Raw genomic sequence first — 15,011 nt, forward strand, 5'->3', positions numbered from 1 at the left:
ACCCCATGACCCTAAAAGGCGTCCACCACGCAGCCATTGCCACCCACGACATGGACCTGCTGACGGATTTTTACACCCGCGTGATCGGCTTCCAGCAGCATCCGGAAAAATCCAACTGGCTGCACACCGGCCACGGCTTTTCGCTGCATCTGATGCCCTCGGATCGCGAACGGGCGCCATATGATCCGTCGCGCCATATCGCTTTCGAAGTCGAATCGCTCAACGAGTGCGCCCGCTATCTACTGGATCAGGGCCAGCGCCCTTACCAGCTCTCCAACGAGCAGAAGCGTGTCGAGGTTAAAAGCGCCGAAGGTCCGCTGGATGCGGGCATTGGCACGCTGTTTCTCGACGACCCCGAAGACAACACCATCGAGTTCGTCGAGCGCGGCCGGGGAATTCTCGCCGAGTACGACGACGGCTTCGCCTGAGCAAAATCCCTACCGTCCAGCAAAAGCGGCGCCAAGCGCCGCTTTTGCCCCTTGCGAGCCTCATCGCCTGCATTCATTCCCTCTCGCATCACACTGCTTAAAATCGGTTAAAGATCACTCTTTTTTTCAAGTTCCGCCCCCCTTTGCCGTTATTAACGCTGTAACAAGGCACAATATTCGCTTTCGGCTTTTGAGCCGCGCTGACCCGTGGTGAACGAAGCCGACTCTTTGGGGCTTTCGATGAATAAACTTTCTCGCCTGTCGCTGACGCAGAAGCTGCTGCTGGCGACCGCGCTTCCCTTGCTGGCCGTAGCCATTACGCTGGGCGCAGTGATCAGTTTTCAACTCAACCAGTCGATTCCGGCGTTGATCGACAATAGCGCCATGCGCCAGGTCGACGCGCGGGGCGACGAAATCGGCCGCTGGGTCGACGGCTATCGTAACTGGCTCGGCATTCTGGCCCAGGACGACCGTCTCGCTCAGGGGGCGTCGCTCGAGAGTCTCGTGCCGTGGCTGGCCAAGCGCCACGCCTTTGATGGCATGATCGAGTCGCTGTTTCTCTCCGATGCCGCCGGCAACACGATCAACCAGGACGGACTGCCGCTCAATATCGCCGAGCGCCCTTACTTTCAGGCGCTGGTGGTAGAGGGCAGCGCCGACCGCTTGCTGCTCGACCCGTTCATTTCGATGGCAACCAACGAACCCGCCGCGCTGATGGTCGAGACGGTCTTCGACGCCCAGGGTAATCGAACCGGGCTTCTGGGGCTGGCGCTGTCGCTCGAGTCGCTGTCCAGCATCACCTCGGACATCAACGTGGGGGAAGGTAGCTACGGCTGGATGATCGACAGCCTGGGCCGCGTCATCGCGCACCCGGATTCTTCCTACCGCCTGGCGCTCAACTATACCGAGGGTGATCAAACCCACGGCTATCAGGGCCTGAGCACATTGGGCGCGCAGATGCTCGACGGCACGCCCGGTGCCGGCGATATCATCATGCCCAGCGGCGAGCACAAGACGCTGATGTGGCAGCCGGTCGAAGGCACGTCCTGGGTCGTGGGCACGACTATCCCAAAGGCCGTGTTTACCTCGGTTACCCACTCGCTTCTGTTCTCGCTTCTGGTGGTGGGGCTCGTGCTCTTTGGCCTTCTGCTGCTGGTGGTAGCGCTGGCCGCGCGCCGCGCGCTGGCGCCGGTCAAGCGTACCGCCGCCGCCATGGCAGAGATCGCCCAGGGCAAGGGCGATTTGACCCGGCGCCTGGAGGTGAAGAGTCAGGACGAAGTGGGCGACCTGGCCAAAGGCTTCAACGCCTTCGTCGAGCGGATGCAGGGCACGCTTCTGGAAGTGCGCCACAATGCCCAGACGGTGCTGCTCGGCGCCGGCGATATCGCCGACGGCACTCGCGAGCTCTCCTCGCGCACCGAACAGGCCGCCGCCAACCTGCAGGAAACCTCCGCCTCGATGGAGGAGATCCACTCGACGGTGGCGCACACCTCCCAGGCCTCCGAACAGGCCAATGGCCTCGCCTTCGAGGCCGCCGGCGCTTCCCAGCGCGGCACCGAGTCGATGCGCGAGATGCAGAGCAAGATGCAGGCGATCAACGAGTCGTCGCACAAGATCAGCGAGATCATCGGGCTGATCGACTCGATCGCCTTTCAGACCAACATCCTGGCGCTCAACGCCTCGGTCGAGGCGGCGCGGGCCGGCGAGCAGGGCCGCGGCTTCGCCGTGGTTGCCAACGAGGTGCGCACGCTGGCCAGCCGCTCGGCCAGCGCCGCCCAAGACATCCGCGCGCTGATCGATGTCTCCGTGGGCCACGCCCAACAGGGCAACCAGATCGTCGACGCGGTCGCCCAGCAGATGGAGGAGATTCACAAGAGCATCACCCAGGTCACGGACGTGATGGGCGAGATCGCCGCCGGCGCCCGCGAGCAGACCTCGGGCATCGACCAGGTCAACACCGCCGTGGCGGAAATGGACACCATGACCCAGCAAAATGCCACCATGGTCAGCCAGAACGCCTCGCTTGCCGCGCAGATGCGCGAAAACGCCGAGCGCCTGGACCGGCTGATGAGCGAGTTCGTGCTGGGCAACGAGTCGCCCTCTTTTGCCTCGACGCTCTCGGCGGCAAGGCCCGCGCCCGGCAAAGGCGCCGCCGCGCTGCCCTCACCGCAAAAGCCGCTCTCATGGCGCCAACCACCGTCGGACGTGGCCGAGTGGGAGGAGTTCTAACTCAAAGCGGCTGAGGCTCAGACAGTTGCACAAAAAACCCGCGACCAGGTCGCGGGTTTTGCGTTTCAAGAGCTAGCGTTTCAAGAACCGGCCGTCAGTCGATCAGCGGCAGTAAGGTATTCAGGCTTTCCCGCGCATCGCCGTAGAACATGCGGCTGTTCTCCTTGTAGAACAGCGGGTTCTCGATGCCGGAGTAGCCGGTACCCTGGCCCCGCTTGGAAATGAACACCTGCTTGGCCTCCCACACCTTCAATACCGGCATGCCGGCGATCGGGCTGTTCGGGTCCTCCTGGGCGGCCGGGTTGACGATGTCGTTGGAGCCGATGACGATCACCACGTCGGTCTCGGCGAAGTCGTCGTTGATCTCGTCCATTTCCAGCACGATGTCATACGGCACCTTGGCTTCTGCCAGCAGCACGTTCATGTGCCCCGGCAGGCGCCCGGCGACCGGGTGAATGCCAAAGCGCACCTCCTTGCCGGCGGCGCGCAGCTTGCGCACCAGGTCGCTCACCGCGCTCTGCGCCTGGGCGACCGCCATGCCGTAGCCCGGTACGATGATGACGCTGTCGGCGTCGTTCAAGGCGCTGGCCACGCCACCGGCGTCGATGGCCACCTGCTCGCCTTCGATCTCCGCCGCGGGGCCCTGACTTCCACCAAAGCCGCCGAGAATCACGTTGACGAAGTTACGGTTCATCGCCTTGCACATGATGTAGGAGAGAATCGCCCCGGAGGAGCCGACAAGCGCCCCGGTCACGATCAGCAGGTCGTTGGAGAGCGTAAAGCCGATCGCCGCCGCCGCCCAGCCGGAGTAGCTGTTGAGCATGGAGACCACCACCGGCATGTCGGCGCCGCCGATGCCCATGATCAGGTGGTAGCCGATGAAGAACGCGAGTGCTGCCAGCAGAATCAGCGTCCAGAAGCCGGCGCCGTTGAGGTACATGATCGCCAGTACCAGTGAAAGCACCGCGGCACCGGCGTTGAGCAGATGCCCACCCGGCAGCTGGCGCGGTTTGCCGTCGACCTTGCCGGCGAGCTTGCCGAACGCAATCACCGAGCCGGTAAAGGTCACCGCACCGATGAAGATGCCCAGCACCACTTCGATCTGCAGGAACGTCAGCTCGTCCGGCGCCTTGGTGGCGACCAGCGCGGCGAAGGCCGAGAACTCCTGCATCACGCCATCGGCGGCGCGGGCCGCCAGTACCCGGCGGCGCTCGAGATCCGCGCTCCAGGCGACGAACACCGCCGCCAGGCCGACGAAGCTGTGCAGCGCCGCCACCAGCTGGGGCATTTCGGTCATCTCGACCTTGCGCGCCAGGTACGCACCGATGCCGGCACCGATCAGCACCATCGGGATCAGCCAGCCGTAGCCGCCGATGCCGGGGCCGAAGGCGGTGAAGCCTACCGCCACCGCCATGCCGATGATGCCGTACCAGACGGCGCGCTTGGCCTTCTCCTGATTACTCAAGCCCCCGAGCGAAAGAATGAATAGAACGCTTGCCGCGATCGCCGCGGCCGATACGAATCCTTGACCCAACATGTCGTCTCTCCGCCGCTCAGGATTTCTGGAACATGGCGAGCATCCGGCGTGTCACCAGAAAGCCCCCCACGATGTTGATGGTAGCGATCAGCACCGAGATCGCCGCCAGCAGCGTGACGATCGCGCTACCGGAGCCGATCTGCAGAATCGCCCCGAGAATGATGATGCCGGAAATCGCGTTGGTCACTGCCATCAAGGGCGTGTGCAGCGAGTGGCTCACCTTCCAGATCACCTGGAAGCCGATGAAACACGCCAGCACGAAGACGATAAAGTGCTGCATGAACGACGCCGGCGCGACCTGGCCAAGCAGCAGCATCAGCGCCCCGCCCACGGCCAGAAGCGTGACCTGGCGCTTGGTCTGCGCCTTGAAGGTGGCAAGCTCGGCGGCCTTCTTCTCCTCGGCGGTCGGCTCCTTCTCCTTCGGTTTGGGCTTGGCGGCGGCGATCGCCTTCACCTTCGGCGGCGGCGGTGGGAAGGTGATCTCGCTTTTGTGCGTCACCGTCGCCCCGCGAATCACGTCATCCTCCATGTCGTGAACGATCACGCCATCCTTCTCCGGCGTCAGATCAGTCAGCATGTGGCGGATGTTGGTGGCGTAGAGAAGCGACGCCTGGGTCGCCATGCGCGAGGGAAAATCGGTGTAGCCGACCACGATTACGCCGTTGTCAGACACCACGCGCTCGTCGGGCTTCGTCAGGTCGCAGTTGCCGCCCTTCTCGGCGGCGAGATCGACGATCACCGAACCCGGCTTCATGGCCGCGACCATGTCCTCGAGCCAGAGCTTCGGTGCAGGCTTGCCGGGAATCAGCGCGGTAGTGATGACGATATCGACGTCCGGCGCCTGCTCGCGAAAGCACTCGAGCTGCTTCTCGCGAAACTCCGGGCTCGAGGGCGAAGCGTAGCCGCCGCTTTCCGAGCCGTCCTGGGTGTCGTCGAAATCGAGAAACAGGAACTCCGCGCCCATCGATTCGATCTGCTCGGAGACTTCCGGGCGCACGTCGAACGCGCGCACCACCGCACCGAGGCTCGTGGCGGTGCCGATGGCGGCAAGGCCCGCAACGCCCGCGCCGATCACCAGCACCCTGGCCGGCGGCACCTTGCCCGCGGCGGTCACTTGGCCTGTGAAGAAGCGCCCAAAGTGGTTGCCCGCCTCGATCACCGCACGGTAGCCGGCGATGTTGGCCATCGACGAGAGCGCGTCCATCTTCTGGGCCCGGGAAATACGCGGCACCATGTCCATGGCGATGACGCTGGCGCCCTTCACCCGGCACTTCTCGAGCATCGCCTCGTTCTGGGCGGGCCAGAAGAACGAGATCAGCGTCTGGCCTTCGCGCAGGCGCTCGGCCTCTTCGTCACTGGGCTCGCGCACCTTGATGACGACATCGGCGTCGTCAAACAGCGGCTGAGCGCCCTCGACCACGGTGACGTTGGCGTCGCGGTAGGCCTGGTCGTCGAAGCCTGCGGCCACGCCGGCCCCGGCTTCGATCAGGCACTCATGGCCCAGCTTCTGAAGCTGGCCCGCACTTTCCGGGGTCAGCGCGACCCGCGCCTCGCCCCGGTGACTCTCCTTTAATGCGCCTATTTTCACTCGTTGCCCCTCCTGGGTGAAAAAGTCAGGCGGCGCTCACTGCTTGCACGCTCAGCACCGCCTGAAAAAACGCGGTTCATCACCGAACCGCCGAATTGCTCTCGGATGACACCACAATGTAGTAATATTACATACATTGCCATGCGCATTTTGGCTAATACCACTGGCCGCTACTTTCGTCTAAAGCCGAAGAGCGCCACGCTCGTTAACGGCGTTTGGCCAGTACCCCGTCCACCGCCTCGAAAAAGTCATCCCGCGAGGCCGTGTGCGGCGTACTCAGCAGGCTCCCGCCCAGAAACAGCAGCGTGGCGACCAGAATCCCCCAGATACCCGCCGGCAGCCCCAGAAGCGAGTTGCCGGTGGCGTACATTACGAGCACGAACGCGCTTGTACCGATAATACTGACAAGCGCCCCCAGGGCGGTGCCGCGCTTCCAGAAAAACGCCCCAACGATGGCCGGCACCATGGCCACCAGCCCGGACGACGCCGCTACCGACAACACCGCGATCAGATCGAGCTGAAGCTCGGCAAAGCCCAGCGCCAGCAGCGCGATGACCGGTATCACGAACTTGCCGATCAACAGCTGGCGCTTTTCGCTGGCGCCGCTTTTGACGTGGGCGTAAACGTCGCGCGAGAGCATCGACGCCAGCGTCAGCATGATCGAATCGATGGTGGAGACCGCCGCCGCCAGAATGCCGATCATCACGATCACGCCCAGTAACGGCGGGATGAAGTCGGAACCGAGCAGCGTGGGCGTGGCCAGGTCCGCCCGTTCGAGATCCGGAAACGCCGCCAGCGCAGAGAAGCCCCAAAGCACCGACACCAGGGTATAAATGAAGCCGAAGACCATGAAGCCGATCAGCATCTGGCGCATCGCCGAAAGCGATGAGGGCATGAACAGGCGCTGGCTCACCTGGGGGTTGGAGAGGCTGAAGAAGAACCAGGGAATACTCAATCCCAGAAAGGTCGTCAGGCTGAAAAGCCCCGGGCCTGGTACGGTGAGCGAGTCGGGGTGCTCGGTCGACAGCGTCTCGAACAGCCCGCTGAAACCGCCGAGGCCGTGAATGACCAGCAGCGCGACCAGGGTGGAGGCGACGATCATCATCAGCGCCTGCAGCGAGTCGGTCCACATCACCGAGCGAATGCCCGCCACGAAGGCGAAGAAGACCGCGATGGCGGTGGCCAGCACCACCCCGGTGGTGAAGCCGATCGCCCCACTGGTCATGCCCTCGAGCAGATACCCCACGCCCGCCAGCTGCACCGCCGAGTAAGGGATCAAAAAGATACAGCTGGCCACCGACATCGACAGCGCCACGGCCTTGCTGTGATAGCGAAAGCCCAGCATTTCGCTGGGTGTGACGAAGCCGAACGCCCGCCCCACCGCCCAGAAACGCGGCCCGAAGACCGCCACCAGCGAGACCCCGGCAAAATAGATGATTTCAAACCCCAGAGCCCCCACGCCGCCGGCGTAGGTGAGCCCGGCGAGCCCCACCATCATGAAGGCGCTGTAGGTCGTCGCGCTGTAGCTCAGCGCCGAGACGACCCCATTCATCTGCCGGTTGCCCAGAAAGTAGCCCGACATGCTCTCGGCCCGCCCCTGGCGCGAGAGAAAGGCGATCACGACCGAGACGACCAGATAGGCCGCGATGGCGAACCAGATCATCGACTCAGTCACGGTCGAACTCCTTGAACGAACGGGTGATGACAATGTTCAAGGCGATGACCACCAGCCCTGCGCCGCTCCAGAAGAGAAAACTGCCGTACCAGGCCGCCACATTAGTCAGCAGGGTGTAAGGCACCACACAGCAGAGCACCACGACCGCCGCCACCGCCCAACTCCATTTATCACGCGCCATTGCTGTCCTCTTGTATCCGTTGTGATTGACAGGCGCTCAAGCATACACGCTCCCGCACCGACAACCAGATATCGTAATTCAAATTAACGACTAAAAGCGGATAGCAGGCGCACTAAAACGGCGATTGTCGACAAAAATGCGCGTTCTCCTCAAGTTTCGAAGCCGCGTGCCGTTAGCGTATCGACAGGGTTCAAAACGCCGCTGGAGAGCGGAGTAACGACGGATTCGGGCATTGGCGCCAATAGGGGCCATTAATGGCAGGTATTTCTCGACTACCCTTTTCCTTCATCTGGTACTTTACTATTACTAAAGGCTCCTACCGATCATCCAAAATGACGATATTAGATCATGATAATGAATGAATTCTAGCCACATCATGCGGCCGGCGAGAGTGACGTGGCGCTGAGACGAAAACGCTCGATGGCAGGGTTTACCCTGCTGGAACTGCTGGTGGCCATCGCCATTATCGCGCTCATGGCGAGCGTGGGCCTGCCCAACTTCGCGCGCATGCTCGAGGTCAACCGCGTGGTCAGCGCCACCAACGAGTTCAAGACCGCGCTGAACTATGCGCGAAGCGAAGCGGTGCGGCGTAATACTTACATAACGCTTGTGCCACTGGCGGGAAATTGGGCCGCCGGCTGGGAGGTCAGAACGCAGTCCACCACGCTACGCCAGTGGCCTGCGGCCTCCAACCAATTGAGTGTTGAGTTCGGCGTTCCGCAAAAGAGCAACATGGGCCAGCTGCGTTTTTCCAGCCTGGGGCGTTTAGACGACGAGGGCATCAGTATCCCCCGAACCACCTTCATTGCGTTCGCCGTCGATCAGCAGCAGCGTTGTATTCGCCTGGAGCCGAGCGGCCTATCGCGTGTACTGGATGTCCACCAATGCCCTTTCCCGAATAAACAGTGAGGCTTCACGAACATGAAACAGCGGGGTATCTCATTGATCGAGTCGCTGGTGGCCATGCTGATCATGTCCGTTGGCCTTTTAGGCGTGGTGGCGCTGCAGACCAATTCGCTTTCCCAGCAGCGTAGCGCTTATCTCGAGACCCAGGCTACCAATATGGCTCAGGACATGATGGATCGCATTCGCGCCAATCGCAGCGAGGCCAGCGCCTATAGTCTTGATTTCGGCGAGGACTCCAGCGGTACGGGGCTTGTCGCCAACGATACTGCCACATGGATAAGCGACCTCAACGCTGTGCTGCCCGGTGGCGAAGGCAAGGTCGAGGTAAATGATCAGGTTAGTGTCGCGGTGCGTTTCAATAACCCCTTCTCAAGCAAGAAGCGCACGGTCGAACTGGTCACGGAGCTATGAAATGAACACCGCTCGTGGCGCCTCTCTAAAACAAACGGGGTTTACCCTCATCGAGCTGATGGTCGCCATGGTGATCGGCGTATTGGTGATTCTGGGCGCCACCCAGCTTTTTGTCGCATCGCAACAGAACTACCGCACCACCACTGCCCTTGCCAACATGCAGGACACCGGGCGCTTCGCTTTAGAGACGCTTTCTCGGGAGCTTCGCCAAGCGGACTTCAAGGGCGGCTGCGCGCCCAACCAGGTGAACGTCAGCGTACGCGCACCGCTAAGCGCTTCCGGTGCAACGCCTACGCCAGCGCCGGGCCTGCAGGGTTTTACCGCCTCGCAAACGCGGACCTTCTCCTCATTGACTAACCCGCTCGGTAACTCCCAGAGCATCGCTTTTCGCGCGGCGGGCGCGTCGACCCCGGGCACAATCACGTCGGTTTCCGGGCAGCTTTACGATTTTAAACCCATTCCTCCTGCACCTTCTGCGCCTCCTGACACAGTGGGCCGCATGCTGCTGCTTCAAAGCGCGCAAAAATGCGATCTTATTCTTAACGCCGCCACCGCAGCCAGCAAGCTGCAGAAAAGCACGGCCGGTTGGCCTGCCAACAGCATTCAAGCATCGCCCCTGTCTTATATACAGAATCAGACCGTTACGCTCACCGTACTCAATAGCGGCGTTTACTACCTGGGCAATGATTCAAACAATGCGGGCGTGCCTTCGCTGATGCGTCTGGATACCAGCACCGCGACAACGCAAAACGAAGTGCTGGCCAGCCACGTGGTCGCCCTGCGCGCGCGGTATCTGGTGGATGGAAGCTACAAACCGGTGGAAGACGTCAGCGCCGCTGAATGGCCGGCCGTTCGCGCCGTGCGCGTCAGTCTGATCATTCAGAGTGAACGCACCGACTTGCGCCAAACGCCGACACAAATTGCGACCGGCAACTTTCAAACGAATCCGTTCCAAGCCAATGACGGCCGCCTTTATCAGGCCTTCACCACCACCATCGACCTGAGGAACCGGCTGTGAACAGCGAAGGCGCCACCCCGGCCAACCAGCGCGGGCTTGCGCTGGTGCTGAGCCTGGTTTTTCTCGCTATCGTCACGCTGGTGAGCCTGTCGTCGATGCAGGGCTCGATGGTGCAACGCCACATGGCGGTCAATCAGCAGGAGTACAGCATGGCGCTACAGGCGGCCGAGGCCGCACTCCAGGAAGCTGAGCGTATTCTTGAAGAAGGCCGCAAGCCTACCAGCGGCTGGAGTTCCTACTCATCCGATAGCGCCAGCTTTATTCACGACCCGGAGTACCGGATGCTTCGACAAACCGGCGAAGTCATCGGCTCGCGCGTCACCAGCCAAGGGGTCGAGACACTCGAAGTGCTGTATCGCATCGAAGCCAAAGGGTTTGGCCGCTCGAAGGAGACCAACGTCAATCTCGAAGCCGTTTATGTCCGTATAGAGTGAGTTCACCATGTCAAAGAACAAAGGCCTACGACTTTTCTATACGCTCGTTCTGGTATGTTGGACGGGTTTTGACGCAACCGACGCGCTGGCGCTTGGCACCAGCCCGCCGCCCACCTCGCCCACTCCTGGCCCCACCCAGCCCACCGTGCCCGACCCTCAACCCGAGCCGCCGCCGCCACCCGACACTCCAATAGGCGGCGGCACGGACGATGGCCGCGATCAGTACGAGATCCCCACCGACCGCACGGGGCTCGCCAACGCGCCGCTCAACGCGGTCAGCCAGGTTCCGCCCAACATTCTGCTGATTCTGGATAACTCCGAAAGCGGTCAGGAAGGGCTCGATGGGCGCGTGGCGATTGGCAACAACTCCGGGGATCGCGAGACGCTGGCGGCGTGTCAGCTCACCACGTTCAACGCATCTCAGTGCCCGGCGGGCGCACGCTCGCCGCTGAGCAAGTCGAGCATCATGAAGAAAGTGGGCCGCGAGCTGATCGACCGCTACCGGGGGGATATTAACCTCGGGCTAATGGCCTATGAGCAGAACCCCGCATCGCGCAATCGAGATGACGCCTTCACCAATCGAACGGTGGTGTGGCGTCTGACCGAGCGAGCGCTGGATGCCCGCTACTCCAGTGATGCCAACCCAAGTTGGTATGTACCCAGTTTCACCGGGGCCTGGAACGCCACCACCAAGCGCTACCGGGCGCGGCTACCCGGCAGCAACTATTACGTCTTTTTTAACGCTGGCGTACCGGGGTATACCTTCGATGAGTCCTATACGACTGGCGTGCCCACTCGTGACGTCACCGAATACTGGCGTAACATTCAAAACCCTACGGCGACGACCGATCAGCGCGTCGAACGGTATCGAAGGGTGGCAGGCAGCAATACGGGCTGGCCGATGATCGAGACCAATCGTGTTTGGTACGACGACCCGGTTATTGCAGGAAATACCGGTCTCCCGTTTTTCCGTCCTATCGTGGGTGAGTACACTCTCCCGCTTGTCGATAGCCTTCGCCAACGCGGCATCCCCAACTGGGGTGCGCACACAGCTTCGCTGGCGCTTAACCAGCTCGAGTGGCGTACCGCCTCCTCGCCAGGCCTTGGCTACCTGCATGTGCCCATCGGCGGACTCAACGCAAACGGTTCGATCGACGACGCCCACTGGAACCAAATCCTGGCCAAGCTCCAACCCCAGCGCCACGACTGGAACGGTAGCGGCAACCCCATGACGGACCCTGCATGGCCGCTTTTGGCCACCGGCCTGACGCCCATCGAAGGCACCATGTACACCGTGCGGGACTACTTCTTGAACAATACCCGTGCCGGTAACTCCTTCGGAACGGCTCAAGGACGTAGCTCCGGTATCAGTATTCCCAATATGAGCAATCAAAGCGCTCAACAGTGCCTGATCAACGCCAACATCTGGTTGACCGACGGTTTGCCCTCAGTGGATCGCACCGGCCGCTCGCTGGGCAATAACGTAAGCCAGGCGCTAACCGATGCCCAGAACGCCATTCGGCGGCTCTACAACGATACCGCAAGCAGCTTGCGCAACCCGGTACGCACCTACGTGGTGGGCTTCAACCTGCCGCCGGATATCAATAACCTGCCCGGCGTGCCCGCCGACCCGCTCGGGGAGCTGGCCAAGGCTGGCGGCACCGAGCGCGCCTACTTCGCCAACGACGAGGCCTCGCTCAACCAGGTCATGCGCCAGGTGCTGGGCCAGATCATCGCCTCGTCGCAGTCCAGCACCGCCTCAGCGGTGAGTAGCGATACCTTCGACCTGCAAGGTAACAACCTGCTCTATAGCGCGGGGTTTCGTAGCGGTGACTGGTCGGGCCGGCTGGTCGCCTCCACTATCGACGCCAGCGGCCAACGTACCCCGCGCTGGAATGCCGAGACGGAGCTTGCCCGCCAGGTGGGCACCCGGCGTCTGCTGACCTCGCACCAGCCCCAAGGCCAAACCCGTAAAACCGGGGCGCTGCTCAGTACGGTCACCAGCGGCTTTACCCAAGCCGAAATCAACTGGTTGCAGGGGTCGAACCAGACCGGCCTGCGCACCCGCCAGTCGCCGCTGGGCGATATCATCAACGCAAGCCCGGTAATGCTGCCAGGTAGCGACACTCGCCCGCCGCTTTTGCTGGTGGCGGCCAACGACGGGATGCTGCACGGCTTTCACGCCGATACCGGCCGCGAGCTGTTTGCCTACCTGCCTTCCGAGCTTACCCAAGGCGCCTCGCCGCCGCTTCGCGAATTGACGCGCCCCGGTTATAGCCACCGCTACTTCATGGACGGCACGCCCGCCGCGCGGGAAATCACGCGGAGTGACGGCAGTAAACGTGCCATCGCGGTCGGCACCATGGGTGCCGGCGGGCGCACGGTGTTTGCGCTGGATGTGAGCAACCCGACCAGCATGGGCGCGCAAAGCGTACTGTGGGAGTTTCGCCGCCCGGAGCTTGGCAGCGGCGTGAGCGAACCCACCATCACCCAGCTCAGCGACGGCACCTGGGCGGCGATTTTCGGCAACGGCTACAACAGCGCGAGCTACAAGGCCGCGCTCTACGTGGTCAATCTGCAAACCGGTGCGCTTATCGCCCGACTCGACACCGGTGAAGGCAGCGTGGATGCGCCCAATGGGCTTGCCACGCCCACCGTGACCGCCTGGCCCACCTTCAACCAGGGCGCGCGCTTCGCCTATGCCGGGGATTTGAACGGCACGCTATGGCGCTTTCCGCTGACCCAGAGCGGCGGGCAGATCACCAAACTCTATACCGGCGCGCGCAGCCAGCCGATCACCTCGGCCCCGGCGGTCACTCTGAGCGGCGGAGCCAACAACCAGCTCATGGTGATCTTCGGCACCGGCAGCTACTTCCGAAACTCGGATCTTGCCGACAATAATGTGCAGCAGCTGATCGGCATTCGCGATCAGGTAAGCCGCACGACCCCGGTCACGTCCTCACAGCTTTTGGAACAGCGCATCAGCGGCACCGGCTCCCAGGGCGGGCTGACCGTGCGCGCGACGACCAACGCGGCGCTGACCAGCCAGCCTGGCTGGCGCCTGGCGCTACCGGCGGGCGAGCGGGTCGTCGCCTCGCCCAGTTTCTCCAGCGGCCTGCCTCGGCGGGTGCGCTTTTCGACCATGCGGCCAGACACCACGAACCCCTGTGCCGGCAAGCGAGTGGGCTATTTTCTCTCGCTGCTGGCAGATACCGGTGGCAGCGGTGGGGGGACGATCTTCGACTTCAATCGAGACGGCACGATCGACAGCGAAACTAAAATCAACGGTGATGCGATCGTGGGGCTTCAGATAGGCAGCGGGGAGCGTCTGGTCGGCGTCAAGAGCGCCGATGGGCGAGAAACCCTCTTCACCGGCAACCCGGACGGGACCAGCGACACTTCTCCGATCGTCGAGCTCATCGAAACGCCGCTCGGCCGCCGCTCCTGGCGCCAGGTCAACTATTGAGGGAAATCAAACCGAGCGCACGGTCCACTGCACCAGCCGCGCGACCACCGGGCGCACCATCAGAATACAGACAAAGGCCACCGGCATCGCCACCCGGTAGGCCTGCCAGACCAACGACATGAAGCCCTCGACCATCCCGGCGTTGACGGCCGTGATCACGATCGTCATCAAAAACGCCATGATCGAGGACATATAAAAGGCGAAGACCACGGGCGTGAACTTCGGGTGCAGCTTGCGCGCTGCCAGCAGGCGCTGCTCGGGGTAGCGTTTCAAGCTCATGAACAGGATCTTCCTCTACTTAATGAGCCTGCTATCTTAACCACTGCTGGGCGTATTATGAAGGCGGCTCAGGCGAAGCGCGCCTTGGCGCTCTTTTCCCGCGTAAGCCGTCCGATCCGGTAAAGATCGTTCAGATAAAAATCCAGCTGACCGATCAGATAATTCACCGGAAGGAGCAAAAAGATCAGCCCCATCAGGATCGCCGGCTCGTTGAGCCAGGAAAGTGCCGGCGTTTGTACCGGGTAGAGCAGCGTATAGATGCTCATGCCGCCCAAAAACTGCGCGATCAGGCTATTGACGATCACCAGTGTAATGAACAGCGCCCGCCAGTCGCGTCGGGGCAAATGGGCGCGGCCAAGCGGCCCAATGCGGGCACTGACGCGTGAGCCAAAGCGTAGATCGTCGTGGCGACGCAGCAGCGCGCGGGCGGCATTCTCATCGCCGCTTTCGATCGCTTCACGCACCAGCGTTTTATCGAAGTGCTCGCCCAGGGTCGCATCAACCGCGTGATCGAAGGTTTCCGCTTGCGCGTCTTTATCCCACCCACTTTGCCCCGCCGCTGCCCCCAGCCGCTCGAGCTTTGCATGATCGCTGGGAGAGAGCTTTCGAGCGTTATCGAAATTGATGGCGTAGTTCACCGCATAGAGCTGATAGAGCGTGGCGGTGACGCCAACGAAGATCAAACCGTAAACGAGAGCGACAAGCATGGGCAGACCTTTTGATTGAGTGAAAGAAGCGCGTTCAGCGATGATCCTTTCATATAACAGATACGACGTAATAGTCGAATGTGGCATGAAAGCGCAGCCAAGCCAGGCTACCATGGCGCCTCACTCGGTAACGACAAAACAACAATACCGCT

At 62.1% G+C, this 15,011-nt stretch carries 13 protein-coding genes; 7 read left to right on the forward strand and 6 right to left on the reverse strand.

The features are described 5' to 3' along the window. Window positions 1–5 precede the first annotated feature (5 nt). Entirely contained in the window at window positions 6–428 is a 423-nt protein-coding gene (locus ACGK9R_RS11075; RefSeq protein WP_394581205.1) for a VOC family protein, read from the forward strand. A gap of 240 nt (window positions 429–668) precedes the next feature. After that, window positions 669–2,657, forward strand: a complete 1,989-nt coding sequence (locus tag ACGK9R_RS11080; protein ID WP_394581207.1) for a methyl-accepting chemotaxis protein — start codon at window positions 669–671, stop codon at window positions 2,655–2,657. Between the two features lie 94 nt (window positions 2,658–2,751). Here the strand turns inward: ACGK9R_RS11080 and ACGK9R_RS11085 are convergent, their stop codons facing one another. The 4 genes from ACGK9R_RS11085 to ACGK9R_RS11100 form a co-directional block, all read right to left on the reverse strand. Then, window positions 2,752–4,194, reverse strand: a complete 1,443-nt coding sequence (locus tag ACGK9R_RS11085) for an NAD(P)(+) transhydrogenase (Re/Si-specific) subunit beta (protein WP_394581209.1) — start codon at window positions 4,192–4,194, stop codon at window positions 2,752–2,754. A gap of 16 nt (window positions 4,195–4,210) precedes the next feature. Continuing rightward, window positions 4,211–5,782 carry a Re/Si-specific NAD(P)(+) transhydrogenase subunit alpha gene (locus ACGK9R_RS11090; RefSeq protein WP_394581211.1) on the reverse strand — a complete coding sequence of 524 codons (1,572 nt, stop codon included), beginning with the start codon at window positions 5,780–5,782 and terminating at the stop codon, window positions 4,211–4,213. Between the two features lie 205 nt (window positions 5,783–5,987). Then, entirely contained in the window at window positions 5,988–7,457 is a 1,470-nt protein-coding gene (locus ACGK9R_RS11095; RefSeq protein WP_394581213.1) for a sodium:solute symporter family protein, read from the reverse strand. Further along, complete coding sequence (locus ACGK9R_RS11100) at window positions 7,450–7,638, reverse strand: hypothetical protein (protein ID WP_394581215.1); 189 nt, start codon at window positions 7,636–7,638, stop codon at window positions 7,450–7,452. The genes ACGK9R_RS11095 and ACGK9R_RS11100 overlap by 8 nt, the downstream gene beginning before the upstream one ends. A gap of 396 nt (window positions 7,639–8,034) precedes the next feature. On the opposite strand from ACGK9R_RS11100, the gene ACGK9R_RS11105 reads away from it, so the two are divergent. From ACGK9R_RS11105 to ACGK9R_RS11125, 5 genes are read left to right on the forward strand one after another with little or no spacing between them, the layout of a single operon-like run. After that, complete coding sequence (locus tag ACGK9R_RS11105; protein ID WP_394581217.1) at window positions 8,035–8,547, forward strand: GspH/FimT family pseudopilin; 513 nt, start codon at window positions 8,035–8,037, stop codon at window positions 8,545–8,547. A gap of 12 nt (window positions 8,548–8,559) precedes the next feature. Then, entirely contained in the window at window positions 8,560–8,955 is a 396-nt protein-coding gene (pilV, locus tag ACGK9R_RS11110) for a type IV pilus modification protein PilV (protein ID WP_394581219.1), read from the forward strand. A gap of 1 nt (window position 8,956) precedes the next feature. After that, entirely contained in the window at window positions 8,957–9,973 is a 1,017-nt protein-coding gene (locus ACGK9R_RS11115; protein WP_394581223.1) for a PilW family protein, read from the forward strand. Next, a complete protein-coding gene (locus ACGK9R_RS11120) occupies window positions 9,970–10,407 on the forward strand; it encodes a PilX N-terminal domain-containing pilus assembly protein (protein WP_394581225.1) in 438 nt (145 codons plus the stop codon). Before ACGK9R_RS11115 ends, ACGK9R_RS11120 begins: the two co-directional genes overlap by 4 nt. 7 nt (window positions 10,408–10,414) lie before the next feature. After that, on the forward strand, window positions 10,415–13,873 hold the full coding sequence (locus ACGK9R_RS11125) for a pilus assembly protein (RefSeq protein ID WP_394581228.1): 3,459 nt from the start codon (window positions 10,415–10,417) through the stop codon (window positions 13,871–13,873). 6 nt (window positions 13,874–13,879) lie between these two features. Here the strand turns inward: ACGK9R_RS11125 and ACGK9R_RS11130 are convergent, their stop codons facing one another. Both ACGK9R_RS11130 and ACGK9R_RS11135 read right to left on the reverse strand, forming a co-directional pair. Next, window positions 13,880–14,152 (reverse strand): DUF2798 domain-containing protein, encoded by a 273-nt coding sequence (locus ACGK9R_RS11130; RefSeq protein ID WP_394581230.1) that lies wholly within the window; start codon window positions 14,150–14,152, stop codon window positions 13,880–13,882. Between the two features lie 68 nt (window positions 14,153–14,220). Continuing rightward, window positions 14,221–14,859: a hypothetical protein gene (locus tag ACGK9R_RS11135; protein WP_394581231.1), complete on the reverse strand. Its 639-nt coding sequence runs from the start codon at window positions 14,857–14,859 to the stop codon at window positions 14,221–14,223. Window positions 14,860–15,011 lie beyond the last annotated feature (152 nt).

The sequence above is a fragment of the Halomonas sp. HNIBRBA4712 genome, from assembly GCF_043558675.1.
Taxonomy (GTDB): Bacteria; Pseudomonadota; Gammaproteobacteria; order Pseudomonadales; family Halomonadaceae; genus Vreelandella.

What these genes read in the sequence shown, in the direction of transcription:
- ACGK9R_RS11075 (WP_394581205.1), top strand. Translation starts at nt 6, where the DNA reads ATGACCCTAAAAGGCGTCCACCACGCAGCCATTGCCACCCACGACATG.
- ACGK9R_RS11080 (WP_394581207.1), top strand. Translation starts at nt 669, where the DNA reads ATGAATAAACTTTCTCGCCTGTCGCTGACGCAGAAGCTGCTGCTGGCG.
- ACGK9R_RS11085 (WP_394581209.1), bottom strand. Translation starts at nt 4,194, where the DNA reads ATGTTGGGTCAAGGATTCGTATCGGCCGCGGCGATCGCGGCAAGCGTT.
- ACGK9R_RS11100 (WP_394581215.1), bottom strand. Translation starts at nt 7,638, where the DNA reads ATGGCGCGTGATAAATGGAGTTGGGCGGTGGCGGCGGTCGTGGTGCTC.
- pilV (WP_394581219.1), top strand. Translation starts at nt 8,560, where the DNA reads ATGAAACAGCGGGGTATCTCATTGATCGAGTCGCTGGTGGCCATGCTG.
- ACGK9R_RS11115 (WP_394581223.1), top strand. Translation starts at nt 8,957, where the DNA reads ATGAACACCGCTCGTGGCGCCTCTCTAAAACAAACGGGGTTTACCCTC.
- ACGK9R_RS11125 (WP_394581228.1), top strand. Translation starts at nt 10,415, where the DNA reads ATGTCAAAGAACAAAGGCCTACGACTTTTCTATACGCTCGTTCTGGTA.
- ACGK9R_RS11130 (WP_394581230.1), bottom strand. Translation starts at nt 14,152, where the DNA reads ATGAGCTTGAAACGCTACCCCGAGCAGCGCCTGCTGGCAGCGCGCAAG.
- ACGK9R_RS11135 (WP_394581231.1), bottom strand. Translation starts at nt 14,859, where the DNA reads ATGCTTGTCGCTCTCGTTTACGGTTTGATCTTCGTTGGCGTCACCGCC.